This is a genomic window from Luteibacter sp. P1_D3 (assembly GCF_056406135.1).
Genome location: NZ_JBFUAT010000001.1, coordinates 395,108 through 421,220, shown reverse-complemented (window position 1 = coordinate 421,220; position 26,113 = coordinate 395,108). Strand labels below are relative to the sequence as shown.

Annotated in this window: 23 protein-coding genes and 1 riboswitch; of the genes, 14 read left to right on the top strand and 9 right to left on the bottom strand. The window is 65.6% G+C overall.

Features of this window, described 5'->3' with window-relative positions; genetic code table 11:
- Positions 1–260: 260 nt before the first annotated feature.
- The 9 genes from AC1DYM_RS01985 to AC1DYM_RS01945 all read left to right on the top strand — a co-directional run bounded on the left by AC1DYM_RS01985 (position 261) and on the right by AC1DYM_RS01945 (position 7,870).
- Entirely contained in the window at positions 261–713 is a 453-nt protein-coding gene (locus tag AC1DYM_RS01985; RefSeq protein ID WP_477335423.1) for an SUF system Fe-S cluster assembly regulator, read from the top strand.
- A 14-nt stretch (positions 714–727) separates the two neighbouring features.
- On the top strand, positions 728–2,188 hold the full coding sequence (gene sufB, locus AC1DYM_RS01980; protein ID WP_477335480.1) for a Fe-S cluster assembly protein SufB: 1,461 nt from the start codon (positions 728–730) through the stop codon (positions 2,186–2,188).
- A gap of 2 nt (positions 2,189–2,190) precedes the next feature.
- On the top strand, positions 2,191–2,598 hold the full coding sequence (locus AC1DYM_RS01975) for an ACT domain-containing protein (RefSeq protein ID WP_477335421.1): 408 nt from the start codon (positions 2,191–2,193) through the stop codon (positions 2,596–2,598).
- A 17-nt stretch (positions 2,599–2,615) separates the two neighbouring features.
- Positions 2,616–3,401 carry a Fe-S cluster assembly ATPase SufC gene (gene sufC / locus AC1DYM_RS01970; protein ID WP_477335478.1) on the top strand — a complete coding sequence of 262 codons (786 nt, stop codon included), beginning with the start codon at positions 2,616–2,618 and terminating at the stop codon, positions 3,399–3,401.
- Positions 3,398–4,729 carry a Fe-S cluster assembly protein SufD gene (gene sufD / locus AC1DYM_RS01965; RefSeq protein WP_477335419.1) on the top strand — a complete coding sequence of 444 codons (1,332 nt, stop codon included), beginning with the start codon at positions 3,398–3,400 and terminating at the stop codon, positions 4,727–4,729. The genes sufC and sufD overlap by 4 nt, the downstream gene beginning before the upstream one ends.
- Positions 4,730–4,760: 31 nt before the next feature.
- Positions 4,761–6,008: an aminotransferase class V-fold PLP-dependent enzyme gene (locus AC1DYM_RS01960; RefSeq protein WP_477335417.1), complete on the top strand. Its 1,248-nt coding sequence runs from the start codon at positions 4,761–4,763 to the stop codon at positions 6,006–6,008.
- Between the two features lie 149 nt (positions 6,009–6,157).
- The gene (locus AC1DYM_RS01955; RefSeq protein WP_477335476.1) at positions 6,158–6,691 is read left to right on the top strand and encodes a GNAT family N-acetyltransferase; all 534 of its coding nucleotides are present in this window, start codon (positions 6,158–6,160) and stop codon (positions 6,689–6,691) included.
- Positions 6,688–7,002 carry a non-heme iron oxygenase ferredoxin subunit gene (locus AC1DYM_RS01950; protein WP_477335415.1) on the top strand — a complete coding sequence of 105 codons (315 nt, stop codon included), beginning with the start codon at positions 6,688–6,690 and terminating at the stop codon, positions 7,000–7,002. Before AC1DYM_RS01955 ends, AC1DYM_RS01950 begins: the two co-directional genes overlap by 4 nt.
- Before the next feature lie 88 nt (positions 7,003–7,090).
- Positions 7,091–7,870: a lysostaphin resistance A-like protein gene (locus AC1DYM_RS01945; protein WP_477335413.1), complete on the top strand. Its 780-nt coding sequence runs from the start codon at positions 7,091–7,093 to the stop codon at positions 7,868–7,870.
- Positions 7,871–7,894: 24 nt separating this feature from the next.
- Here the strand turns inward: AC1DYM_RS01945 and AC1DYM_RS01940 are convergent, their stop codons facing one another.
- Positions 7,895–8,659 (bottom strand): MipA/OmpV family protein, encoded by a 765-nt coding sequence (locus AC1DYM_RS01940; RefSeq protein ID WP_477335411.1) that lies wholly within the window; start codon positions 8,657–8,659, stop codon positions 7,895–7,897.
- A 134-nt stretch (positions 8,660–8,793) separates the two neighbouring features.
- On the opposite strand from AC1DYM_RS01940, the gene AC1DYM_RS01935 reads away from it, so the two are divergent.
- Both AC1DYM_RS01935 and AC1DYM_RS01930 read left to right on the top strand, forming a co-directional pair.
- A complete protein-coding gene (locus AC1DYM_RS01935; RefSeq protein WP_477335474.1) occupies positions 8,794–9,507 on the top strand; it encodes an MtnX-like HAD-IB family phosphatase in 714 nt (237 codons plus the stop codon).
- Positions 9,504–10,907, top strand: a complete 1,404-nt coding sequence (locus AC1DYM_RS01930; RefSeq protein WP_477335409.1) for an aspartate aminotransferase family protein — start codon at positions 9,504–9,506, stop codon at positions 10,905–10,907. The genes AC1DYM_RS01935 and AC1DYM_RS01930 overlap by 4 nt, the downstream gene beginning before the upstream one ends.
- 136 nt (positions 10,908–11,043) lie before the next feature.
- Here the strand turns inward: AC1DYM_RS01930 and AC1DYM_RS01925 are convergent, their stop codons facing one another.
- Positions 11,044–12,057 (bottom strand): YeiH family protein, encoded by a 1,014-nt coding sequence (locus AC1DYM_RS01925; protein ID WP_477335407.1) that lies wholly within the window; start codon positions 12,055–12,057, stop codon positions 11,044–11,046.
- A 91-nt stretch (positions 12,058–12,148) separates the two neighbouring features.
- Between AC1DYM_RS01925 and AC1DYM_RS01920 the strand changes: the two genes are divergently transcribed.
- Positions 12,149–13,024 carry a LysR substrate-binding domain-containing protein gene (locus AC1DYM_RS01920; protein ID WP_477335405.1) on the top strand — a complete coding sequence of 292 codons (876 nt, stop codon included), beginning with the start codon at positions 12,149–12,151 and terminating at the stop codon, positions 13,022–13,024.
- A gap of 1 nt (position 13,025) precedes the next feature.
- Here the strand turns inward: AC1DYM_RS01920 and AC1DYM_RS01915 are convergent, their stop codons facing one another.
- From AC1DYM_RS01915 to AC1DYM_RS01895, 5 genes are all read right to left on the bottom strand, one after another.
- A complete protein-coding gene (locus AC1DYM_RS01915) occupies positions 13,026–14,015 on the bottom strand; it encodes a diguanylate cyclase domain-containing protein (RefSeq protein WP_477335403.1) in 990 nt (329 codons plus the stop codon).
- The gene (locus AC1DYM_RS01910; protein ID WP_477335401.1) at positions 14,012–14,581 is read right to left on the bottom strand and encodes a chemotaxis protein CheB; all 570 of its coding nucleotides are present in this window, start codon (positions 14,579–14,581) and stop codon (positions 14,012–14,014) included. Before AC1DYM_RS01910 ends, AC1DYM_RS01915 begins: the two co-directional genes overlap by 4 nt.
- The gene (locus AC1DYM_RS01905; protein WP_477335399.1) at positions 14,578–15,417 is read right to left on the bottom strand and encodes a CheR family methyltransferase; all 840 of its coding nucleotides are present in this window, start codon (positions 15,415–15,417) and stop codon (positions 14,578–14,580) included. Before AC1DYM_RS01905 ends, AC1DYM_RS01910 begins: the two co-directional genes overlap by 4 nt.
- Before the next feature lies 1 nt (position 15,418).
- On the bottom strand, positions 15,419–19,072 hold the full coding sequence (locus tag AC1DYM_RS01900; protein ID WP_477335397.1) for a response regulator: 3,654 nt from the start codon (positions 19,070–19,072) through the stop codon (positions 15,419–15,421).
- Between the two features lie 73 nt (positions 19,073–19,145).
- Entirely contained in the window at positions 19,146–20,051 is a 906-nt protein-coding gene (locus AC1DYM_RS01895) for a lysostaphin resistance A-like protein (RefSeq protein ID WP_477335395.1), read from the bottom strand.
- Between the two features lie 133 nt (positions 20,052–20,184).
- On the opposite strand from AC1DYM_RS01895, the gene AC1DYM_RS01890 reads away from it, so the two are divergent.
- Entirely contained in the window at positions 20,185–21,843 is a 1,659-nt protein-coding gene (locus AC1DYM_RS01890) for an FAD-dependent oxidoreductase (RefSeq protein WP_477335393.1), read from the top strand.
- Between the two features lie 6 nt (positions 21,844–21,849).
- Here the strand turns inward: AC1DYM_RS01890 and AC1DYM_RS01885 are convergent, their stop codons facing one another.
- Both AC1DYM_RS01885 and AC1DYM_RS01880 read right to left on the bottom strand, forming a co-directional pair.
- A complete protein-coding gene (locus tag AC1DYM_RS01885) occupies positions 21,850–23,451 on the bottom strand; it encodes a peptide chain release factor 3 (RefSeq protein WP_477335391.1) in 1,602 nt (533 codons plus the stop codon).
- A gap of 159 nt (positions 23,452–23,610) precedes the next feature.
- Positions 23,611–24,639, bottom strand: a complete 1,029-nt coding sequence (locus AC1DYM_RS01880; RefSeq protein WP_477335389.1) for a cysteine synthase A — start codon at positions 24,637–24,639, stop codon at positions 23,611–23,613.
- Positions 24,640–24,868: 229 nt separating this feature from the next.
- Positions 24,869–24,982: riboswitch (SAM riboswitch) on the top strand.
- Between the two features lie 92 nt (positions 24,983–25,074).
- Between AC1DYM_RS01880 and metX the strand changes: the two genes are divergently transcribed.
- Entirely contained in the window at positions 25,075–26,112 is a 1,038-nt protein-coding gene (gene metX, locus AC1DYM_RS01875) for a homoserine O-succinyltransferase MetX (RefSeq protein ID WP_477335387.1), read from the top strand.
- The last annotated feature ends 1 nt before the right edge of the window (position 26,113 follow it).

Genomic DNA, 26,113 nt, shown 5'->3' with positions numbered 1-26,113 from the left:
TAGTGATGCGGCCTGGGTGATGACCGCGGCGCGCCATGTGGAGCCGAGCCGCGCCCGGCAGCAGGCCAGGCCGTTGTAGGCGCCGCTTCAGCGGCGATAGGGTGCTCGCGCTAGACCGGATCGGGCTGCGGGACTGGCCCGCTGCCGCGGGATCGCCGATGAATCGGCTCCTACAAGGGGCGTGTCGGGGCCGTTCGCATTGCACAGTCGGCCGGAAAACAGTACCATTTTGGTCCGGTATTGACTGTCCCCCTTCCCCGATGCTCCGTGTCAGCCGTTTGACCGATTACGCGACCGTGGTGATGACCTGCATCGCCGCGCATCCTGCCGACGTTCTGAGTACCGCTCAGATCGCCGACGAGGCGCGCCTGGAGCTGCCCACGGTGTCGAAGCTGCTCAAGCTGCTCGGCCATGCGGGCCTGGTGGAGTCGTTTCGAGGCGTCAACGGCGGCTACCGCCTGGCGCGTCCGGCCGAGGCGATCAGCCTCGCCGACATCGTCGAGGCGATGGAAGGGCCGATCGGGATGACGGAGTGCAGCGTGGCCCAGGGTCAGTGCGACCGTCAGTCCCAATGTGGCGTCAGCGACAGCTGGCGCTCGGTTTCCGGGGCCATCGGCGGCGTGCTGCGCGCCATGACCCTGGCCCAGATGCTGGCCGGGCGCCCCACGGCGCCGGCAAAGGACGCGACTCCGGTCGCGCAGGCGAACGCATGAACGAGAGTGAGAACATGACACGCGACGTGGCAGCCCCGGTGCGCGACAACGCTGAAGTCGTAGAGGCGCTCAATCGCCGCTACGAGGCCGGCTTCGTCACCGATATCGAATCCGACAGCCTTCCGCCCGGCCTGAGCGAGGACACCGTCCGCCAGCTCTCCGCGATCAAGGGCGAGCCGGAGTGGATGACCGAGTGGCGCCTGGCCGCGTATCGACACTGGCTGACCATGCCGGAGCCGGACTGGGCCAAGCTCGACATCGCGCCGATCGACTACCAGTCCGTCAGCTATTACTCCGCGCCGAAGGCTGGCCCGAAGTCGCTCGATGAAGTCGACCCGAAGCTGCTCGAGACTTACGAGAAGCTCGGTGTGCCACTGCACGAGCGTGCCCGCCTTGCCGGCGTAGCCGTCGATGCGGTGTTCGATTCGGTTTCCGTCGGCACGACCTTCCGCAAGGAACTGGCCGAGGCCGGCGTGATCTTCTGCTCGATGTCCGAAGCGATCCGCGAGCACGGCGAGCTGGTCCGGCAGTATCTGGGCAGCGTCGTGCCGACCGGCGACAACTATTTCGCGGCGCTCAACTCGGCCGTCTTCTCGGACGGCAGCTTCGTCTTCATTCCCAAGGGCGTGCGTTGCCCGATGGAACTGTCGACCTATTTCCGCATCAATGCGATCAACACGGGGCAGTTCGAACGCACGCTGATCGTCGTCGAAGACGACGCCTACGTGTCCTACCTCGAAGGTTGCACTGCGCCGATGCGCGACGAGAACCAGCTGCATGCGGCGGTCGTCGAGCTGGTCGCGCTCGAGCGCGCGCAGATCAAGTATTCCACGGTGCAGAACTGGTACCCGGGCGACGAAAACGGCGTCGGCGGTATCTACAACTTCGTGACCAAGCGCGGCGACTGCCGCGGCGCGGATTCGAAGATCTCCTGGACCCAGGTCGAGACCGGTTCGGCGATCACCTGGAAGTACCCCAGCTGCGTGCTTCGCGGTGACCGCTCCGTCGGTGAGTTCTACTCGGTGGCGCTCACGCACCACCGCCAGCAGGCCGACACCGGCACCAAGATGATCCACATCGGCAAGGGCACCAAGTCGAAGATCGTCGCCAAGGGCATCAGCGCCGGCCGTAGTTCGAACAGCTACCGTGGCCTGGTGAAGATCGAGAAGGGCGCCGATGGCGCGCGTAACTACACGCAGTGCGATTCGCTGCTGATCGGTAAGAAGTGCGGCGCGCACACCTTCCCGTACATGGAAGTGAAGAACCCCAGCGCGATCGTCGAGCACGAGGCGACCACCTCGAAGATTTCCGACGACCAGCTGTTTTACTGCCTCTCGCGCGGTATCGGCGAGGAAGACGCGGTCTCGATGATTGTCGACGGCTTCTGCAAGCAGGTGTTCCGTGAGCTGCCGATGGAATTCGCCGTCGAAGCCAAGAAGCTGCTCGAGGTCTCCCTCGAAGGCGCGGTGGGCTGAGCATGGGTATTGCCGGCTCCGCTCCGGGCCTGACCGATCTGCGCGCCCTGTTGGCCGCGCTCGATCCGGAACTCGATCCGGTGCCCAAGCGTTTCCTGCACGCCTCGCATGAGAAGGCGCGGGAACGCATGGCCGACGCCCTGATGATGTTCCGCGAAGCCGAGGGCACGACGTTGATCGTCGACGTCGATGACGAGACCCCCGGAAACGACCGCATGCTGTGGGCGCGCATCACCCTGCGCGTGCAGTCGAGTCTTACCGCGGTCGGCCTGATGGCCGCCGTTTCCGCTGCGCTGGCCAAGCGCGGCATTCCCTGCAACCCCGTTTCCGCGTTCCTGCACGATCACCTCTTCGTGCCCTGGGATCGCCGCGATGACGCGCTCGACGCGCTGTCGCACCTCACGCCCTGATGGATAGCACCATGCACATGCTTACGATCGACAACCTCCATGCCCGCGTCGAAGGCAAGGAGATCCTCAAAGGCCTTTCGCTCGCCGTGAAGCCCGGTGAAGTGCACGCGATCATGGGTCCGAACGGCGCGGGTAAATCCACGCTGGCCAATGTTCTTTCCGGACGTGATGGTTACGAGGTCACCGACGGTTCGGTAAACTTCGATGGTCGCGACTTGCTGGCGCTGGAGCCGGAAGAACGCGCTGCCGTCGGCATGTTCCTCGCCTTCCAGTACCCGGTGGAGAYTCCCGGCGTCAACAACACCTACTTCCTGCGTGCCGCGCTCAACGCGCAGCGGAAGTTCCGTGGTGAGGAAGAGCTGGACTCCATGCGCTTCCTGAAGCTGGTGCGCGAGAAGCTGAAGGTCATGCAGATTTCCGACGACCTGCTGCATCGCGCGGTGAACGAGGGCTTCTCCGGCGGCGAGAAGAAGCGCAACGAGATTTTCCAGATGGCCGTGTTGGAGCCAAAGCTGGCGATTCTCGACGAGACCGACTCCGGCCTCGACATCGATGCGCTGAAGCAGGTCGCCGAAGGCGTCAACGCCCTGCGGTCGCCGGACCGGTCGTTCCTGATCGTCACCCACTACCAGCGCCTGCTGGACTACATCGAGCCCGATTTCGTGCATGTGCTTGCGGGTGGACGGATCGTGGAGAGCGGCGACAAGTCCCTCGCGCTCAAACTCGAGGAGCAGGGCTACGCCTGGTTGGCGGATCACCATCCGGAACTGCGCAAGGCCGATCTGGCCGGAGCTCCGGCATGAATCCCGCGCCGTCCCCGTTCGTGCGGGCGGCACTGGATGCCGCCGCGGCCGTACCGCCCAGCGGCATTGCCTGGCTCGATGCCGCGCGTCGCGAAAATCTCGACACGCTCGCCGAGACCGGCTTGCCCGAGGCCCGCAATGAGGCCTGGAAGTACACGTCACTGCGGGCGCTGTCGCAGCGCGCGTTCGCGCTCGCTGACGCCGGTGTGGCGAAGTGCGTCGTTGTCGATCCGTCGCGCTATGCGCTGCCGGGTGTCGACGGCGCACGCATCGTCTTCGTCGACGGCGTGTTCCGTGCGGATCTTTCGTCGCTGGACGCCGGTGAGGGCGTCTCGCTCTCGCCGCTCGGCGTCGCGCTTGCCGCACAGCCGGAGCCGCTTCGTTTCGCACTGGCGAATCGTTATCGTCGTGGCGCGGCCGATGCCTTCGCTCACCTGAATGCGGCGCTTGCCGTCGATGGGGTCGTCCTGCACGTCGCCGGCAACGCCACGATCGAGAAGCCGCTGCATATCGTCCACGTCTCCAGTGGCACGCAGGCCGACACCGCCTGGCACGTTCGCGTGCTGATCGACGTGGGGCAGGGCGCCCGCGCCGATGTCGTGGAACATTTCGTCTCCCAGGGTGATGCCGCCCAGCTGGGTACCGTCGTTACCGACGTCGTCGTGCGCGACGGGGCGACGCTGGGCATGGTGCTCCTGCAGGACGCATCGGCGACGACCACGCTCGTCCGTCGCAGCCACGTGCGCGTCGAAGCTGCCGCGGCGGCGACCGTCCATGCGCTTGAGCTCGGTGGCGCCCTGGTTCGCCACGAACTCACGACCGAACTGGTCGGTGACGGTGCGCGCTTCGACTCGCGCGGCGTTTTTGCCCTGAGCGGCCGCCAGCACACCGATACCCAGCTCGAAGTGCGCCACAACGCGCGCGATACCGCGTCGGATGCCCTCTGGCGCGGGATCGCGGACGGTCGCGCGCGCGGTGTCTTCCGTGGCGCCATCGTGGTGGCGGAAGGTGCCGATGGCAGCGATGCCTCGCTGAGCAACAAGAACCTGTTGCTGTCGGCCCAGGCCGAGATCGACACCAAGCCGGAGCTCGAGATTTACGCCGACGAGGTCAAGGCCGCGCACGGCGCGACGATCGGCCAGCTCGACGAACGCTCGCTGTTCTACCTGCGGTCGCGTGGCATCCCGCTGGCACAGGCGCGGAGCCTGCTCACGCTGGCCTTCTGCCGCGCCGCGCTCGAATCGCTGCCGAACGAGGCCTTGCGCGAGCACCTGGGCGACCTGCTGGTCGGTCACCTGCCGACCAGTCCCTCCGAGGCGCTCGCCTAATTACACCGAACACCGAATACCGGAGCCAGCCATGAACGCCAAGCCCGAGCCAGCGGTGTTGCCGCTCGATGTAGAGCGCATCCGCGAGGATTTTCCGCTGCTGTCGCGCACCGTCCACGGCAAGCCGCTGATCTACTTCGACAACGCCAACACGAGCCAGAAGCCGGTGTCGGTGATCGAGGCGGTGGATCGCCACTATCGCCAGCACAACGCCAACGTGGCGCGTGCGGTGCATACGCTGGGCGAGGAGGCGACGGCTTCGTACGAAGGTGCGCGCGATGCGATCGCGCGTTTCATCCATGCGCCCTCGCGCGACGAAGTGATCCTGACCTCCGGTACGACGCAGGCGATCAACCTGGTCGCCTACAGCTACGCGCTGCCGCGCCTGAAACCGGGTGACGCGATCCTCACTACGGTGATGGAGCATCACGCCAATATCGTGCCCTGGCAGCTGGTCGCCGAGCGTACCGGCGCGACGGTCAAGGCGGCGCCGATCGACGCGAATGGCGACCTGATCCTCGAGCGGTTCTTCGAGATGCTCACGCCGGAGGTCAAGCTCGCCTGTGTCGGGCACGTTTCGAACGTGCTGGGAACGGTCAACCCGATTCGCGAGATCGCGCGCGAATGCCGCAAGCGCGGTATTCCGCTGCTGGTGGACGGCTCGCAGGCGGCACCGCACCGTCGCATCGACGTGCAGGCCCTTGGCTGTGACTTCTACGCCATCACCGGTCACAAGATGCTGGCGCCCACCGGTACCGGCGCGCTCTGGGCAAAGCGTGAACACCTGATGGCGATGCCTCCGTTCTTCGGCGGCGGCGAGATGATTCGCGAGGTGCGTTTCGAAGGCACGGTCTTCGCCGATCCGCCGCATCGGTTCGAGGCCGGCACGCCGAATATCGCTGGCTTCGCGGGCATGGCGGCTGCCATCGGCTACATCGAGAACCTTGGCTTCGATCGCCTTGCGGCCTACGAACAGGACCTGCTGGCGTATGCCACGAAGGCGGTGGAGAACCTGCCCGGCGTGCGGATCTTCGGTCGCGCGAAAGAAAAGGAACCGGTCATCTCGTTCCTGATCGAGGGCGCCCATGCCAACGACATGGCGACCCTGCTGGACCTGCAGGGCGTGGCCGTCCGATCGGGCCATCACTGTGCGCACCCGTTGATGCATTTCTTCGGCGTACCCGCGACCCTGCGCGCGTCGTTGGCTTTCTACAACACGAAGGCCGAGGTGGATGGTTTCATCGAGGCGATCGGCAAGGTACGCAAGCTCTTGCTTTGAGGCAGGCCGATCCGATTCGTCGTCGGCCCGCCCGCTCTTGGTAGGAGCCGATTTATCGGCGATTCCTGCGGAGCGGAATTTTCGGCATGATCGCAAGCACCTGTTCGCCGATGAATCGGCTCCTACCTGAAAACTACTGCCGCCCGCTCATGACGCCGACGCATACGTTCCGAACCGCTACCGCCGCCGATGCCCCGCTGATCGCCGCCCTGGTCGAGTCCGCTTACCGCGGCGACGCCAGTCGCGCGGGCTGGACCACCGAGGCCGACTTCCTGCATGGCCGGCGCACCGATGTCACCGAGATCGACGCGCTCCTGGTCGGCGAGAACGGCCGCTTCGTCCTGTTCGAGCGCGACGGCGCCATCGGTGCCTCCTGCTATATCGAGCACCAGGGGCCGGTGTGTTATTTCGGTATGTTCTCCGTGCACCCGCCGCTCCAGGGCGCAGGCATCGGCCGGCTGGTGATCGAGGAAGTCGAGCGAATCGCGCGCGAGGAATGGGGCTGCGAACGGATCGAGATGACCGTGATCGATATCCGCGCCGAACTGATCGCCTGGTACGAGCGCCGCGGCTACGTCCGCACGGGTCGCACCAAGGCCTTTCCGTACGGCGACGAGCGCTTCGGCCTGCCGCAGCGCGACGATCTTCGCTTCGAGTACCTGGTCAAGGACCTGGGCCGATGAGTCACTGGATTCGCGTCGGTACGCGTAGCGAACTCCTGCCGGGCGAGTTCAAGGTCGTCTGGGATGGTGATACGGCTATCGCCGTCTACAACATCGACGGCGCCCTCTATGCCATCGAAGACGTTTGCACGCACGATGGCGGCGAACTGGCCGGTGGCCCGGTCGTCGGTTTCGACGTGGAGTGCGTACGCCACGGCGCGCGGTTCGATCTGCGTACGGGCGAGGTGACTTGCCCGCCGGCGTACGAGCCGGTCACGGTGTTCCCGGTGCAGGAGCGCGACGACGCCATCTGGACCCGCGACGACCGCTGAGCCGCGCGGCGACACCTGGCTACAGACTATGGCGCGCAACGCGTTCACGCCTTAAGCTTGGTCCCGGCGACATCGTACCGGGGAATCCATGTTTTCTAACGACCGTAGGCGCATTGCGCTCGCGTTCGCGCTCCTGTTCGTCCTGTACCAGGCCGCCGAAGGTATCGGTGCTCGCCTGCTCGGTAGCGTGGCCGTCCAGGCGGCCTTCCTGCTCGCCGTGCTCGGAGCCGCGTGGCCGCTGGGTCGCTGGCTCGGTTTCCGCGGCTACGAGGCCTACGCGCTGGAGTGGCGTCGCACCGCGCCGCTCCTGCTGGCAGGCGGTCTCGCACTGGCCTTGCTGATGAAGTACGTCGCGGTCTGCGTGGGCATGGCGTTGAACGTCTATGCCGCGCGGGCGCCCGAGGCGGCGCCCGCCGCAGCGGTGTCCTTCCTGTCGTCGATTCCCTGGGCACTGCTGGTGACCTTCGTTCCCTCGCTGGCCGAAGACATCATCACGCGTGGGTTTCCTTATCGTGCCGCCCGCATCCGCTGGCAGCCCTGGGTGTTCGTGCTCGCGTCCAGCGTGCTTTATGTCCTGGACCATATCTACCGGCTGCAGCGCGGACCGACCGAATGGGCGACGCTGTTCTGTTTCGGCCTCGCGTATGCGACAGCCGTGGCGCGCACGGGGTCGCTATGGCTCGCGGTCGKTATGCACTGGGGCTGGAACCTGGCCAACGTGCTGATCGGCGACATCCTTCCGCACGACGTGCTGTCCGACACGTGGGCGCCGTGCCTTTCCGCGGCGGCGCACCTGGTCATGCTGGCGGTGCTGTTTGCGCTTCCGTCGCCATTCGAACGCGATGGGCTGGACGCCGACCTGGCCTGACGCAACGCCTCAGGGCCCGACGCCTCAGAAGTGGTAGACGAAGGCGAGTGTTTCGGTGACCTGACGGGTGGACCCGAAGCGGCTGACCAGTGGACTCGAGCCGGCGCCGCCGTAGAGTTTCCCGTAGCTCACGGCAAGTGCAAAGCCGGTCTGCAGTGACGTCGGAATGAACGCGTCGTACTCGATATCCGCCGACTGGCCACCCGCGCCGGGGCGCCAGGCAGGCGTGCCGAGGTTGGCGGCCTCGGCAGGCGTGACACCGAAGAAGCGACGCATGGCCGGACCATTCATGCCTTGCACCTGCAGCTCGAGCGAGTGCTGGATGTACCAGACATCAGGCAGCTGGTAGTCGGCGTAAAGCGCGCCATAGGCGCCGGCGCCATCGGTGTCATGGGCGACATGGCCGCCCACGGTGAACTTCTTGGTGAACGCGTATTCGAGGTAGCCGCCCCCCTGGAAGCGCGGCGAAAGCGAGGGGACCTTGCCGCCGAGCGGGCCCAGGGCATCGCGCGTGCGGCCCCACAGCCAGCTGCCATAGGCGCCCCCATGCCAATGCTCGCCGTGGAGAAGGTCGACCTTGAGCCCATCCGAGGTCGACAGTTCGCCCACGCCGGGGATCTCGATGTCGATATACGGGATGGCCTGGTTGCGGTGATCCTTCGATCCCTGCCAGGCGGGCAGGCGCTGCGCACCCGCGCCAAAGGCATAGGTCGGCGCGTCATCGTCTTCGGCGTGGACGGCCGCGCAGGCCACGAGCAGGGACAGGGCGGCAAAACACGGACGACGCATGCGCAAAAGCCGGGATGGGGAGGCGTGAAGGATGCCACAAGCGCCTTAGCTCACGCTGTCTTCACGGGAAAGGGGTGGGAAAGGGAGGCCACGTAGCCTGCGCAGCATCCCGAAAAACGGCTGCTTACGTTGTGCTGAGCTCACCTGACTGGAACATCCTTTGCGACTTCGATGGCACGATCGCCGTCGAGGACGTCATCGACTCATTGCTGGACCGGTTCGGCCGTCCGGGCTGGGAAATCCTCGAGCGCGACTGGCGCGCCGGCGTGATCGGTTCGGCCGTGTGCATGGCCGGCCAGGTCGCCTTGCTCGACATGAGCCGTGCCGAGCTGGATCGCCATCTCGACGGCCTGCACATCGATCACGGTTTTGCCGCGTTCGTGAAGGCGACGATCGAGTACGGCATTCCCATGGAGATCGTCAGTGACGGCCTCGACCATGCGATTCACGCCATCCTCGCCCATCACGGTATCGACAGCCTGCCGACCGTGGCCAATCACCTGAACCAGGTCGACACGCGCGCGTGGAACCTCACCTCGCCGTTCAGCGCCGCCGGTTGCCGCAGTGGCACCTGCAAGTGCGCTCGCGTCGACGTCGCCAAGTCGCGTGGCGGCAAGACCCTGCTGATCGGCGATGGCGCGTCGGATTTCTGCGCTGCCGATCGCGTCGACTTCGTTTTCGCCAAGAACCGCCTCATCGAGCACTGCCGCGCCGCCGGTATTCCCTATGTGCCGATTGCCAGCTTCGACGAAGCCGTCGAACTGCTTCCCGCCCTGATTGACGGCACGCTGCTGCCGCAGACCGCTATGCCCATTACCGCGACGAACGTCCAGGAAATTTCCGCATGACCATCCTCTCCRAGACCCCGCAGGTCGTCATCGACGACGCGACCCTTCTCGCCGACGAAGCGAAATACTGCTCCTTTGGCGACACCGTGCATTACGTGGACCCGCCGAAGATCTTCCGTCACGCCGAAGGCAGCTACATCTACGACAGCGAGAACATCCCGTTCCTCGATTTGCAGATGTGGTACTCGGCCGTGAACTTCGGTTACGGCAACAAGCGACTCAACGACACCCTGAAGGCGCAGATCGACCTGCTGCCGCAGGTGGCCAGCCAGTACCTGCACCAGGGCAAGATCGAACTCGCCAAGACCATCGCGGTCGACGCCAAGCAGAAGTTCGGTCTCGACGGTCGCTGYCACTTCAACGTCGGCGGCGCGCAGGCCGTGGAAGATTCGCTGAAGATCGTGCGCAACGCGCGTGGCGGCAAGAGCCTGATGTTCGCCTTCGAGGGTGGGTACCACGGTCGCACCCTCGGCGCTTCCTCGATCACCTCCAGCTACCGCTACCGTCGTCGCTTCGGCCACTTCGGCGAGCGCGCGCAGTTCATCCCGTTCCCGTATCCGTTCCGTCGCCCGAAGGGCATGACGCCGGAAGAGTATTCCGACGCCTGCGTGCGCCAGTTCGAGCGCCTGTTCGAAACCGAATACAACGGCGTGTGGGATCCAAAGGTCGGTGAGGCCGAATACGCCGCGTTCTACGTCGAGCCGATCCAGGGCACCGGCGGCTACGTGATTCCGCCGAAGAACTTCTTCATCGACCTCAAGAAGGTCCTGGACAAGTACGGCATCCTGATGGTCGTCGACGAAATCCAGATGGGTTTCTGGCGCACCGGCAAGTTGTGGTCGATCGAGCACTTCGGCGTCAATCCGGACGTGCTGGTGTTCGGCAAGGCGCTGACCAATGGCCTCAATCCGTTGTCCGGCATCTGGGCGCGCGAAGAGCTGATCAATCCCGAGATCTTCCCGCCGGGTTCGACCCACTCCACGTTCAATTCCAACCCGCTCGGTACCGCACTGGGCCTGGAAGTGATCAAGATGGGCTACGAGCTCGACTACGGCACGCGTGTCGCCGAGAAGGGCAAGCACTTCCTCGACGGCCTGCGCGACCTGCAGAAGCGTCACAAGGAAATCGGTGACGTGGACGGCCTGGGCCTCGCGCTGCGTGCCGAGATCTGCACCGACGACGGCTTCACGCCGAACAAGGCGCTGCTCGACCGCATGGTCGACATCGGCCTGGCCGGCGGTCTCACCCATAACGGCAAGAAGATCGGTCTCGTGCTCGATGTCGGCGGCTGGTACAAGAACGTGATCACGTTCGCCCCGTCGCTCGATATCTCGCACGACGAAATCGACCTGGCCATCGCGTTGCTCGACCAGCTGTTGACGCTGGCCAAGCGGGGCTGATACCCGGCAGTCCCTGTGGGAGCCGATTTATCGGCGATGTTTGATGTTCTATGTGGGAGCCGATTCATCGGCGATTGGCCTTGCGGCGTCACCGCCCTGTTGGCTTTTCGCCGCTGAAGCGGCTCCCACATTTTTTTTACCAGCGGCCGATCAGGTGCTGCACCAGGAGGCTTGTCAGCGCGACGGCTGCCCAGACGCCGAGCCCCAGCAGGATCGGTCGCGGCCCTGTCGATGCCATGCGACGCAGGTCGGCCGACAGGCCGATGGCCGTCAACGCCACGATGATCAGGCACTCCGCCACGAAGTGAATGACGGGCAGGGCGACTTCGGGAACGAGGCCGGCCGTACGAATGCCTGAGGCGACGAGAAACCAGAGGATGAACCAGGGAAAGATCTTCGCCAGGCTGAAGTCGGTCGCTCCACTGCGCTTCTCGCGCCAGGCGACGATCAGGGCGATGCCGAGGCTGATCGGGATGATCAGCGTAGCGCGCGTGAGCTTCACGATTGTCGCGAAGTCACCGGCGGCGTGGCTGTAGCTGTAACCGGCGGCGACCACCGAGGAGGTGTCGTTAATCGCGGTGCCCGCCCAGAGGCCGAAGCCCAGGTCGGAGAGGCCCATCCAGTGGCCCAGGGCCGGAAAGAGCAGCACCGCGACCAGGTTGAACAGGAAGATCGTCGAGATGGCGAAGGCGGTGTCGTGCTCGTCCGGCTTGATGATCGGAACCACGGCGGCGATCGCCGAGCCACCACAAATCGCGGTGCCGACACCAATCAGCAGCTTCAACTTGTCATGCACGCCGAGGACGCGGCCGAGGATCCATGCGGCGAGTCCCGCCGCGGCTACCGTGGCCAGCGTGACCGATAGGGACTCCATGCCGGTATGGGCGACCTGCGTGAGGCTGAGACCGAAACCTAGCGCGATGATCGACCACTGCAGCACCTGCTTCGAGGCGAAGCGGATACCCGGCTGGAAGCGTTCTTCCGGCGGCGCGAAGTGGCGGACGAGGATGCCAAGGACGATACCGCAGACGGCGCCGCCGATCAGGGGCATCAGTCGACCCAGGCCGAACGCCACGGCAGCGACGGACAGGGCCAGGAGAATGCCGGAAAGGCGGGGTGCGGAGGGGGGCGGGACGGTGACGGCGGACACGGCGGCGTTTCCTTCAGGCGATAAGCCATTGTCCGGCGCCTGGTGGCATAAGGATATTGAAAATGTCTGATAAGGCGTATAAGAAGTGCTTATGCATGCCGTCAGCCCCCGCCAACTTGAAGTCTTCGTGGCTGTCGCCACGGTGGGTGGCGTACGCGCTGCCAGTGAGCGACTGTTCCTCAGTCAGCCTGCGGCGAGCATGGCGCTCGCCGAGCTGGAGCGACAGATCGGCTCGCCACTGTTTGCGCGTGAGCGAGGGCGACTCCGGTTGAACGATCGCGGCCGTGAGTTGCTGCCGCTGGCACGGGAGCTCGTCGAACGCCACGCCGAGTTCGGTCGCCGGGCCGAAGGCTCGGTGGCGGAGCTCACCGGCGATATCGGCATCGGCGCAAGCAACACGGTCGGGAATTATCTGGTCGGCGATCTGATCGGCCCTTTCGCTTCCGAGCACCCCGGCGTGGCGTTGCGGCTGGGCGTCGCCAATACGGCGCGCATCGCCCAGGGCGTGCTCGATCACGATTTCGACATTGGCTGTGTCGAAGGGCCCGTCAATCACCCCTCGATCGAAGCCCGGCCATGGCGCGAGGATCGCCTCGTGGTATGTGCGCGTCCCGACCATCCGCTCGCCGGGAAGGCCCGGCTCAAGCGCGAGCACTTTGCGGGCGAACGCTGGGTGCTGCGCGAACGCGGCTCGGCGACACGTGCACTCAGCGAGCAGGCGCTGGCCGCGCTACCGGAGGGCAAGGTCGTGCTGGAGCTGGACCAGTCCGAGGCGATCAAGCAGGCGGTGATCGCCGGCCTCGGCCTGGCGTGCCTGCCCGAGGTGGCGATCGTGGATGCGGTGAAGACGGAACGGCTCGTGGTCCTGCCGACGCCCTTCCTCGACCTGAAGCGAACGCTGTCGATCCTGTTGCATCGGCAGCGCTATCGCGGGGCGGTGCTGGAAGCGTTCCTGGCCAGCCTTTGATTCAGCCGAGCACGCAGCGATTCTTGCCCGATCGTTTGGCGTCGTACATGGCCGTATCGGCGGCGACCACGAGACGGTCGTAAGCGTCACCCGGAAGGAAGAGCGTCACGCCGATGCTCGCGCCGATCGTGACGCCCAGCCGTGAACCATTGACGTCGAGCGTGTATGGCTCGGCGATCGCATCGCATAGCGTCTGGCAACGGGCCAGGGCGGCGTCCGCATCGGCCGCATCGTTCAGGAGTACGGCGAACTCGTCACCGCCCAGGCGCGCCACGGTGTCGGTATCGCGCGTGCGGCCGCCGAGTCGCCCGGCAATGGCCCTGAGCAAGGCATCGCCGGCGGCGTGTCCGTGATTGTCGTTGACACCCTTGAAGCCATCGATATCGATATAAGCCAGCGCGAACGAACCACCGTCCGCATCGCCGGCGACGATGGCATCCTCCAGGCGCTCGCGGAAGAGAATGCGGTTGGGCAGGCCGGTCAGTGCGTCGTGGGTCGCCTGGTGGCGGACCAGCTGTTCCATCCGCGTGCGCTCGGCGACTTCGGAGGTGAGCTGCTGGTTACGCGTCGACAGCTCGTCCAGCGCCTGTTGCAGCAAGGCGCGGGCGCGATAGAGCTCCAGGAAGATTTTCACCTTCGACTGCAGGATGACGTCGTTGATCGGCTTGGCGATGTAGTCGACCGCGCCCGCCGTATAGCCCTTGATGCGGTTGATGTCATCCGCATAAGCCGCGGTAACGAAGATGATCGGCGTCTCGCTGAGGTGATCGCTCTCGGAGATGAACTGGGCCACCTCGAAGCCGTCCATCTCCGGCATGTTCACGTCCAGCAGGACGAGCGCGAACTGGTGGTCCAGGCAAAGGGCGAGCGCTTCATTGCCGCTCGCGGCTTCGAAGATGTCGGCGTCCGCACGGGCGAGCAGGCGTCGCATGGCGACGAGGTTGGCGGGGGTGTCGTCGACGACGAGGATCTTGGGGCGATTCGTATTCATGAAAGGCATAGTTCGTTGAGCTTGGCCGCAATGGCTTCCAGTGGCAGGCAGGCATCGGCACCCGCGGCCTCGAGGCCGGCGCGGGGCATGACATCCGATTCCGCGGTCAGGGGGTCCTGCACGATGGCGTATCCACCGGCATGACGGACGGCGACCAGGCCCTGGGCACCGTCGGAGTTGGCCCCGGTCAGGAGCACGGCGATGAGTCCATCGCGCCAGGCGTCCGCCGCGGTTTCGAAAAGCACGTCGATCGAAGGGCGCGCGTAGGCGACCTTCGCATCGACGCTGAGCGAGAAATGAAAGTTCGGCTCGACCATGAGGTGATAGCCGCTTGGGGCGACGTGGATCACGCCGGGATCGACGGGGGCTCTTTCGGTGGCTTCGACGACGGGCAGGCTGGCGTATCGACCGAGCAGGTCGACCAGGATGGTCACGTCGGCCGATGCGGTGTGACAGCAGACGACGACGGGTGCGCCAAGGCGGGTGTCGATGCCGGGCAGCACGCGTTGAAGGGCAGTCAGTCCCCCGGCGCTGCAGCCGATCACGATGGCCTGCCGCGGCTTCATCGGCTCAGCGCCCGCGCGCCGGTACCGCCGACCTGGTAGATGCGCAGCGCGTGCTCCACGTCCGTGAAGCCGGCGCCTGCCGGCGAAAAGTCGATGTTCTCGCGCGTGCCGAGGCAGAGGAAACCGCCGCGGACCAGGCTGTCGCGAAACAGTCCGAGCGTACGATCCTGCAAGGGATTGCTGAAGTAGATGAGCACGTTCCGGCACAGGATCAGATGTGCTTCGCAGAACACCTCGTCGGTGACCAGGTTGTGGTTGAAGAAGGTGACGTTGCGACGAAGACGCTTATCGAGCTTGATGAAGTCGTAGCGCGCGCTGTAGTAGTCACTCAGTGAGTGGCTTCCGCCGGCCTCCATGTAGTTGCGAGACCAGTCGCGCGCCTCGCGCGTCGCGTAGATGCCATCCGTGGCGATGGCCAGCGCTGCATCGTTGAAGTCTGTGGCGTAGATGCGCGAGCGTTCGTACAGTCCGGCTTCCTCGAGCAGGATCGCCAGCGAATAGACTTCCTGGCCATGCGCACAGCCCGCTTGCCAGATATTGATCTCCGGGTACGACGCCAGCACCGGAAACACCTTGTCCCGCAGGGCGCGGAACACGGGCGGATCGCGGAACATTTCGGACACCGGCACCGACAGGCCCTCGATCACGCGGGCGACGAAACCGTCCTCGTGAAGGAGCCTGCTGTTCAGCTCGCTGATCGAAGCCACGCCATGGGTACGAACCAGCTGCTGTATGCGCCGCTTCAGCGACGCGGGCGCGTACTCGCTGAAGTCGTAGCCATGGCGCAGTTGCATGGCGCGGACGAAGAGCTGGACCTCGATGTCTTCGATATCCACCTCAGCTCCTGGTCGGTAGCCAGACGCGGATCATCGACAGCAAGCGGTCGACGTCGATCGGCTTGGACAGATAGTCGCTGGCACCGGCCTCGAGGCATTTCTCGCGATCTCCGCGCATCGCCTTGGCGGTGAGTGCGATGATCGGTACCTTGGCGACCTCCGGCCGGGCGCGGATCGCACGCATCGTCTCGTAGCCGTCCATCACCGGCATCATGATGTCCATGAGGACCAGTTCGATGCCTTTGTCGCTGTCCATGGTATCGAGCGCTTTCTGACCGTCCTGCGCCATCACCACGTCGATGCCCTTGGCACGTAGCACCTTCGACAAGGCGAACAGGTTGCGCATGTCGTCGTCGACCAGCAAAAGGCGACGGCCGCGCAGGCCGGCTTCGTCGACACCGCCGGCTGCGGTGGCGGCCTCGTCGCGTGCGCCGCCACCGTGGCGAATCGAGTGCAGGAACAGGCTCACCTCATCGAGCAGGCGGTCCGGCGAGCGCGCGCCCTTGACCACGATGCTGTCAGTGTACTGGCGTATCTTCATGCTCTCTTCGCGGCTCAGGTCGCGTCCCGAATACACCACCACCGGCGGCGTGTGGCCGCCGCGCGAGAGGTGTTCGAGGAAGTCGATGCCGGACATGCCCGGCAAGCCGAGATCGAGCACGATGCAGTCGAACACGGTCTGCGACGTCTTCGCCAGGGCTTCCTCGCCCGATGCGGCTTCCTCGATCACGACGGAGTCGTCCTTGAGGAGGGTGCGCACGGCGGTCCGCGCGCTGGCGTCGTCGTCGACCACGAGCAGATGACGCGTGCGACCGGTGGCGAAATGCAGCATGCGGTCGAAGGCAGTCGCGATGGATTCACGGCTGACCGGCTTGGTCAGGAAGCCGACGGCGCCGAGTTCCATGCCGCGTGTGGCGTCGTCGGTCGCCGAGATGAAGTGCACAGGAATGTGCCGCGTGGCGACGTCGCCCTTCAGGCGTTCGATGACAGTCCAGCCGTCCATGCCGGGGAGCATGACGTCGAGCAGGATACCGGTGGGGCGATAGCGCTTTGCCAGCGCGAGCCCGGATTCGCCATCGCCTGCGGCAAGCACGCGATGGCCCTTGCGATGGACCATGTCGGCGAGGATGCGAGCGAAGGCCGGATCGTCCTCGATCACCAGGATGACCGTGTCGCCGGGACTGATGGATGCGCGGTCGTCGTCGATGGTCTCGGTGATCAGCCCGGGCGATAGCGGCAGCGTCGCTTCGGCTGCGGCCTGCTGCAGCGGCACGGCCTCGGCCTGGCGGCCGGTGTCGGGGGCTTCTTCAGGCAGGTAGACAGTGAACGTGCTGCCTTGCCCCGCCTCGCTCGCCAGTACGATGTCGCCGCCGAGCAGCATGGCGATGCGACGCGAAATGGCCAGGCCCAGCCCCGTGCCACCGTACTGGCGGCTGGTGCTCGCATCTACCTGTTCGAAGGCATGGAAGATGCGCTGCATCTTGTCGTCCGGAATACCGATGCCGGTGTCGCTGACCGCGATGGCGATCGTCGTCTCCGGCGCGAGTCCAGCGGGAAGGACGGCACCTGGCTGCGGACGGGAGACGTGCAGGCGCACGTTGCCCCGGGCCGTGAATTTGAAGGCGTTGCTGAGCAGGTTGTTGGCGACCTGCTCCAGCTTGGCGCCGTCCGTGCGGATGGTGGCCGGCAATCCCGGATCCATGTCCACGGTGAAGGCCAGCTTCTTCTCCTGGGCCACGTGGTTGAACGTGCGGGCGAGCGTGCGGGAGAGATCGGCCAGGGGGAAGGTGTCGACTACCAGGTCCATCTTGCCGGCCTCGACCTTGGACAGGTCGAGGATGTCGTTGATCAGGCGCAACAGGTTGGAGCCGGCATCGTGGATGATCCGTGCCGATTCCACCTGCTCACCCGAAAGGTTCTCCTCGTCGTTGTCGGCGAGGCTGCGAGAGAGGATCAGCAGGCTGTTCAGCGGGGTGCGCAGCTCGTGCGACATGTTGGCCAGGAATTCGGACTTGTACTGGCTCGCGCGTGCAAGCTCCTCGGCCTTGCCCTGGGTGTCCTTCTGCAAGGCTTCGAGTGCGTCTTTCTGTTCGTTGAGGGTGACGCTTTTCTCGCGCAGTTCCTCGTTGGAGGCGTGCAACTCCTCGGTTTGCACGCGCAGCTCTTCCTCGGAGGCGACCAGTCGTTGCGACTGTTCCTGCAGCTCGTTGGTCTTGGTCTTCAGTTCTTCATTGGTCGAGCGCAGGTCTTCCTGCTGGCTGCGCAAGGCCTCTTCCGAGGCGCGCAGCTCGTCGGCCTGGCTCTGCGTCTGCTCGAGCAGTGCGCGGGTGCTGATTGCGCGGCCGAGGTTTTCCAGTGATAGCGCGACGATCGGCATCAGCTCTTCGAGCAGGCGATCCTCGATGGCGGTGAGGTGGGTGAAGCTGCCGATCTCCACGACGCCGAGCAGGCTTTCGCGCGAGGTGACAGGCAGCACCACGATACTGCGCGGTGCGCCTTCGCCCGTCCCGGAATGGATACGGGTGTAGTCCTCGGGGACGTCCTGCAGGACGATCGTGCGGCGCTCCACTGCCGCCTGGCCGACCAGCCCCTCGCCGAGCTGGTACTCGGCCGTGACATGGCGGCGTTCCTTGAAGCCGTAGGTGCCCAGCCGCTCGAGGCGCGCCGTCTCTTCGTGGAACAGGTAGAAGACGCCCAGGCCGGCCTTCATCACGGGAACCAGTTCGGTCACCAGCACGTCGGCAAACTCGCGGTACGTCGTCGCGCCCTGCAACTTGTTGGAGATCGAGGTCACCGTGGATTTCAGCCAGGTCTGGCCGGCGGTCTCGATCGACATTTCCTTGAAGACCTGCAGGGCGCGTGCGATCTCGCCGATCTCGTCGCGGCGGGTGAGCTGGCGCACCTCGATGCTGTGGTCATGAGCGGCCAGGCGCGACATCAGCTCGGTCATGCGCACGATCGGGCGGGTGATCAGGCGGAAGGTCATGCTGATCACGAACAGGCCGAAGGCCAGGCAGGCCAGCAGCGACACGATGTCGATGTACTTGGTCGCGACGAGGACGTCGTCCAGCGCGCCATTACGGGTGTCGAGCAGGACGCGTTCCGTCGCCGACATCTCGTCGATCAGCTTGCGCACGTCGGTCATGATGACGGTGCGGTGACTGAGGTAGTCGTGGCGGATGGATTCGCGCGCAACCGCACCCTCCGGCGTATCGGCATTGCCGATGGCCCGCATGGGCTCGAGGGCATACTTCGTGACCTCGGCCTTCCAGCGGTCGAGCATGTCCTGCAGGCGGTCGATGCGCGACTGCTGCAGCGGGTTGTCGGCGGTGAGCTGGCGCAGGCTGGCCAGGCTCCGGACGAGGTCCCGGTCCGCGGTCTCGAAGTCGGCGTACTCGGTGTCCGACTGGGTGAGCAGGAACCCGCGCGATGCGACCTGGCGCATTTGTGCGTCGTTGTTCACGTCGTCGAGGGTGAGCAACACCACGTAGGTGTGCTTGGACCAGTCCCGGGTGTCGTTTTCGCGCCACAGCGACCCGAGGTTGGCAATGCAGGCCGCGATGAAGAGGGCCAGCAGGGCGCCGATGGCGATGACGATCTTGCGTTGTAGCGGCTGGTCGGCGAGCCAGTTGCGCTGCTTTTCGTTGGAAGACATGCGATGACCGGTTGGGGTTCAGGAGATAACAATGCCACCGTTCGGTGGTGTTCTGCACGTTAACGGCGTTTGCTCAGCCAGGTTGAGCGCCGGGCCTCCGCCACGGCGGCGGGACGAGGCTGCCGCGGCGCATCGCCACGGCAAGACATACGGCGGTGGCGAGCGAACAGATGCAGAGGGCGACGATGGAGGCTTCGACACCGAACGCACCGCCGGTGAGCCAGTCGGGCCCCTGCATGTGCGACGCGAGCAGGCCACGTTGCTCGAACCCCGAGACGGGGATGCCGTAGAGCGGCCCCTGCGCGACGTTCCAGGCGGCATGGGCGCCCATACAGACCCAGAGGGAGCGGGTGACATGGTAGAGGAGGCCGAACAGCAGGCCCGCCTCCAGGGCGATGGCCACGACGCTCCAGGCGCTCGCGTTGGGGTTCCAGGCGTGCAGGCCGCCGAATACCGCGGCCGAGATCAGCAACGCGGCCCAGGTGCCGAGGCCTTCCTCGATGAGGCGGAAGAGGACGCCGCGACTGATGATTTCCTCGCCGATACCCGCCCCGAGCCCCATGACGAGGAGGCGTCCGACCCAGTCGACGTCGCGGTTCACGCCCTCGACGACGAAGGCGCCCAGTGCCCACAGGGCCGCCACGATCAGGGAGAAACACAGGGCACCTCCCGCCAGGCCGAGGAGCAGGTGGGGCGCGGCCTTCGCCACCGCGAGTTCGTCGGCCCGACGCCGCTCCACGAGTCCCACCAACAGGGCGTAGGCCAGCACGATGGGTCCCAGTCGCAGCAGTTCCATCGTCAGCGTGGTGTCGCGAAAGGGGATGAAGCCGGCGGGTAGCCCCAGCGCCGTCCACGCTTCACCGGCGACCCACTGGAACAGCTTCAGCAAGGTGAAGAACACGACCAGCCTGGCGACCGGCGATCGAAGCAGGCGGGCCGGGCGGCCCGGTGGTGTGACGACGGTCTCGGCAGCGAACATGAATGTCTCGGTGTGGGGCTTGCGGCCGCAGTCTACGCAGGCATGATGGTGCTCCGATACAAGAAGGCCGGCGGCGCGTCCGCTAACGTGACAGCCGCGGGCTGTCGCGCCCGATACCCACTGGAATTGCACGATGGCCATACCCTCCGAAAACGATCCGTCGAGCCCGATGAATCGCCGTGAGCAGACCTTTCCCCACCTCAACGAGGAGATGTCCGCGCGCCTGGTGAAATACGGGGTGGAGGAGGTCGTGCCCGCCGGCACGATGCTGTTCCGTCGCGGCGAGCGCCGTGTCGACTATTTCTTCGTGATCGAGGGTGCCATCGAGGTCTACGACACGGCCGAGGACGGCACGCCGAACATCTTCGTCGTGCATGGGCCCAATCAGTTCACCGGTGAGGTGGACCTCTTCAGCGAACGCAAGATCATGGTCAACGGACGGGCGGGCATGGAAACCCGACTGGTGCGCATGAATCCGACCAGCTTCCGCAAGCTGGTCTCGGGCGAGCCGGACATCGGCGAAATCATCATGCGCGCCTTCATCCTGCGCCGCGTGGGACTGATCCAGAGCGGCCAGGGCGGCGTGATCCTGGCGGGCTCGGCACATGCCGCGGATACCGCCCGTCTGCGCAGCTTCCTGATCCGCAATGGCTATCCGTACCGTCTGCTCGACACGGATATCGACGAGGACGCCCGGCACCTGCTCGACGGCTTCGGGCTCGATCCCAGCGAATGCCCCGTGGTGATCATGCCGGACCGGCGCGTGCTGCGTTGCCCGACCAATGGCGAGCTCGCCGATGACCTCGGGATCAGCATCGAGCTTGATAAGGATCACGTCCACGACGTCGTGGTGGTCGGTGCCGGACCGGCCGGCCTGGCCGCCGCCGTCTACGCGGCCTCCGAAGGGCTCGACACCCTGGTCATCGAAGCGCTCGCGCCCGGCGGCCAGGCCGGCACCAGTTCGAAGATCGAGAACTATCTGGGCTTCCCCACCGGCATTTCGGGTCAGGCGCTCTCCGGCCGCGCACAGGTGCAGGCGATGAAGTTTGGCGCGCACATGGCGATCGCGCGCACCGTGGAAAGCGTGGATTGCGGTGGTCACCCGTACCGGCTCACCCTGGATGACGGTAGCGTCGCGTCGGCCCGTGCCATCGTCATCGCCACCGGTGCACGCTATCGCAAGCTCGAGCATGTCGATTACGAGCGCTTCGAAGGGCAGGGTATCCACTATGCGGCCACCGCCATGGAGGCGCAGCTGTGCGCCGGCGAAGAAGTCGCCGTGGTCGGTGGCGGCAACAGCGCAGGGCAGGCAGCGATGTTCCTGGCCCGGACGGTCGCGCACGTGCACATCCTGGTTCGCGGCAATGGACTGGCCGCGACCATGTCGGACTATCTCGTGCAGCGCATCCTGCAGTCCCCACGCATCACCCTGCACACGCACTGCCAGATCGATCACCTCGACGGCGATGCCTACCTGCGTGAAGTGGGTTGGTCGTGCAGTGCCGGTGGCGCGCAGGAACGCAAGAAAATCGGCGCGTTGTTCGTGATGATCGGCGCCGAGCCGAATACGTCCTGGTTGCAGGGCTGCCTGGATCTGGACAAGAAAGGTTTCGTGCTCACCGGTCGCGATGCGGACGGCTATGCCACCCCGTCGCCTTATGCGACGACGCTACGCGGTGTCTTCGCGGTCGGTGACGTGCGTTCGGGGTCGGTCAAGCGCGTGGCGTCCGGCGTGGGCGAGGGCTCGGTGGTGGTCCAGGCCATCCACCGATTCCTCAATCCACCGTTGTAAACGGTGTTACACGTCGACTGAGGCGGCGTGTTCGCGGGTGGCGGCGAAGCGCACGGTCGGCCAGCGTTCCTGGGCGAGCTGCAGGTTCACGCGGGTCGGGGCCAGGTAAACCAGCTCGCCTGCGCCATCGATCGCCAGGTTGCCGGCGTTCTTCTCGCGGAATTCCTCGAGCTTTTTCGGATCGTCGCAGTGGATCCACCTGGCGGTGGAGACGCCTACCTGCTCGAACGCCGAGTCGACGTTGTACTCGTCCTTCAGCCGGTACGCGACGACATCGAACTGCAGCACTCCGACCGCGCCGAGGATGAGGTCGTTCGACATCAGCGGGCGGAAGAACTGCGTGGCGCCTTCCTCGGACAGCTGTGCAAGACCCTTTTGCAGCGCCTTCATCTTCATCGGGTCGCGCAGACGCGCACGGCGGAACAGCTCCGGCGCGAAGTTGGGGATGCCGGTGAATGAGAGCGCTTCGCCTTCGGTGAACGTGTCGCCGATGGTAATGCTGCCGTGGTTGTGCAGGCCGATGACGTCACCGGGATAGGCGCGCTCGACGATCTCGCGATCGGAGGCCATGAAGGTCAGCGCATTGGCGATGCGGACTTCCTTACCGGTGCGCGTCTGCTGCATTTTCATGCCCGCGGTGTACGTGCCCGAGCACACGCGCATGAACGCCACGCGGTCGCGATGGGCCGGATCCATGTTTGCCTGGATCTTGAAGACGAAGCCGGTGAGCTTCTCTTCTTCAGGCTTCACTTCGCGCGTAAGCGTGTCACGCGAGCGCGGCGACGGCGCGTGCTCGACGAAGAAGTCGAGCAGCAGCTGCACGCCGAAGTTGTTCACTGCCGAGCCGAAGAATACCGGTGTCTGCTTGCCTGCGAGGTAGGCATCGATGTCGAACGGATTCGATGCGCCGATCACCAGTTCGAGTTCCTCACGCAGTTCGTCCAGCGCGGCCTGGCCGATGCGCGCGGCGAGATCCGGATGGTCGAGACCCTTGAAGATGGTCGAGTCCTGGCGGGTGGCGTTCTTGCCCGGTTCGAAGACATGCACTTCGTCCAGAAGCACATGGTAAACGCCCTTCAGGCGCGAACCCATGCCGATCGGCCAGGTGAGCGGCGCGCAGGCGATGCCGAGCACGGACTCGACTTCATCGAGCAGTTCGATCGGCGAGCGACCCTCGCGATCGAGCTTGTTGATGAAGGTCATGATCGGCGTGTCACGCAGCCGGCAGACTTCCATCAGCTTGATGGTGCGTTCCTCGACGCCCTTCGCGCAGTCGATCACCATCAGGGCCGAGTCGACCGCCGTGAGCACGCGATAGGTATCTTCGGAGAAGTCCGCGTGGCCCGGGGTGTCCAGCAGGTTCACGATGGCGTCGTCGTACGGAAACTGCATGACCGACGAGGTCACCGAGATGCCGCGTTCCTTTTCCAGTGCCATCCAGTCGGACGTGGCGTGGCGCGCCGCCTTGCGGCTCTTCACCGAACCGGCCATCTGGATCGCGCCGCCGAACAGCAGCAGCTTTTCGGTCAGGGTCGTCTTGCCGGCGTCAGGGTGGCTGACGATGGCGAAGCTGCGCCGACGGCGGGTTTCGGTGAGGTGTGAGGACATGGTCTTCGGGCCGGAATGGATAGGCTAACCGCTTATTCTATCAGGCGTTCACGCCTCCCGTGCCTGGTAGGAGCCGATTCATCGGCGATCCCGCGGCAGCGGGCGAGGGTGTGGCAAGCACCCATTCGCCGCTGAAACGGCTCCCTCATGAATCGGCTCCTACCGGTCCGCGGCGGCCGGAAAAGCCTCGTCGAGCCACGCCGGCACGGGGATGCTCTTGCTGCGCAGGAAGTCCGGATTGAACAGCTTGGCCTGGTAGCGCATGCCGCCGTCGCACAGGACGGTGACGATGGTATGGCCGGGGCCCAGTTCGCGGGCCAGCCGCAGGGCGCCGGCTACGTTAACGCCGCTCGAGCCGCCAACGCAGTAGCCCTCGCGGTGGAGCAGGTCGTGGAGCACGGGGACCGACTCGTCGTCCGGAATGGAGTAAGCGACGTCGATCGGCGCTCCCTCGAAATTGGCCGTGATGCGGCTGTTGCCGATGCCCTCACTGATCGAACTGCCTTCCCCGACCAGCTCTCCCGTCTGGACATAGCGGGCGAAGATCGAGCCGGCGGGGTCGGCCAGGGCGATCCGGATGCCGGGACGGTGGCGTTTCAGGGCCCGGCCCACGCCGGCAATCGTGCCCCCGGTGCCGGCCGCGCAGACGAAGCCGTCGATCCGGCCGCCGGTCTGTTCCCAGATCTCCCGGCCGGTGTGGGCTTCGTGCCAGTCGCGATTGGCGGTGTTGTCGAACTGATTGGCGAACCAGGCGCTGCCGGGGTCTGCCGCATTCATTTCCTCGGCCAGCCGGCGGGCGGTTCGCGCGTAGTGGCCGGGGTCCGTGAACGGAACCACGGGGACCAGGCGGACCTGGGCGCCGGCGACGTGAAGCGCGTCGATCTTTTCCCGGCTCTGGGTGTCTGGCATGACCACCAGGGTGCGGTAGCCGCGGCTGGCACCGAGCAGGGCCAGGCCGATGCCGGTATTGCCGGCCGTACCCTCGACCAGGGTGGCGCCGGGGCGTAGCAGGCCCTGCCGCTCGGCATCGTCGAGCAGGCCGAGCGCGGTACGGTCCTTCACCGAGCCGCCCGGGTTAAGGAACTCGGCCTTGCCCAGGATCTCGCAGCCGGTGGCCTCCGAGGCATGCCGCAGGCGGAGGAGGGGTGTGTTGCCGACAGCGGCGGCGAAGCTGGCGTAGGTCGTCATGGCCCCATGCTAGCGCCTTCCAGGCGTCGTTGTCGGCGGGTCACGCCCCCTGTAGGAGCCGATTCATCGGCGATCAGGCTTGGCTACGTAGCAATGCCTGTTCGCCGATGAATCGGCTCCTACAAGGGCTTCCATGCCATCCACGCAGTGTTTGCACGTACAGCCTTCTGGACATCTGGACGTCTAAACGGCTGTTGACACATGTCTGGAGCGGGCGTATCGTCGGTTTCACTCATCGAGACCGGCTGAGGGACAGGCCCTTTGAAGCCGGGGCAACCTGCGGATTTCCGCGACGGTGCCAACTCCTGCGGGGCGTGTCTTCACGTCAGCCGATAGATGGGATGTCCTTTGCGGGCATGCGTTCGCGCATCCGCTCAGGGCACCTCCGACTGCCGGTTCCCCGCGGGGCTCGATCCCGAACGCAGGAACCCGGACATGTCAGCAGAGCCACATACCGTGATATCCCTCTCCGAAGCGGTCGTCTCGTCCGCGCCGCGCACCGCGGCCGATCTCACCGAGCAGCGCGGTACCCGCCAGGTCTCGTTCACGCCGAAGTACGGCAGCGACGCGGTCCAGGTGGATGTCCACTATCTGTGGTGTGGCGCGGCTCACGCGCCGACGATCATCGTGCAGGGCGGCATCTCCGCCGACCGTGATGTCTGCACCGGGCGCGAGCGATCCAGCGGCTGGTGGCAGGAGCTGGTCGGTCGTGGCGCTGCCCTCGACCTCGATCACTACCGCGTGCTGTCGATCGACTGGCTGGTGCCGGCCGATCTCGGCGGCGCCGACTCGGTCTCGAGCGAAGACCAGGCCGCGGCGCTGGCGGCACTGGTCGACGAGCTGGGCATTGGTCGCGTGCACGCCTTCGTTGGCTCGTCCTACGGCGCGATGACCGGGCTTGCCTTCGCGGCCAATCACCCGGACAAGCTCAGGTCGCTCGTCCTCCTTGCTGGCGCCCACCGTCCGCATCCGCTGTCCACCGCGCAGCGTTCGATCCAGCGCAGCATTGTTCGGCTCGGCGTGGAGTCCGGCCGTACGGACGAGGCACTCGCCCTCGCACGGCAGCTGGCCATGACGACCTACCGCGGTAGCGAGGAGTTCTCGCGTCGCTTCGCCGCCGGTCCGGAGCTGCGCGACGGTCGCTTCCACTTCCCTGTGGAGGATTACCTCGAGCACGCCGGTCGTCGTTTCGTCGAACGGTTCGAGGCGGAACGCTTCCTCGCCCTGTCCGAATCGATCGATCTGCACGACGTGGCGCCGGAGCGTGTCGCGGCACCGACCACCCTGGTCGGCTTCCCGTCCGATCGTCTCGTGCCGCTGGCCGACCTCTGCGAACTGCAGCGTCGTCTCGCCGGCACCGCCACCCTCGAAGTCGTGGAATCGCCCTATGGCCACGACGCCTTCCTGAAAGAAACCGTGCAGCTCGCTCCCGTGCTGCGTCACGCACTCAACGACTGTCGCGGAGACCACTAAG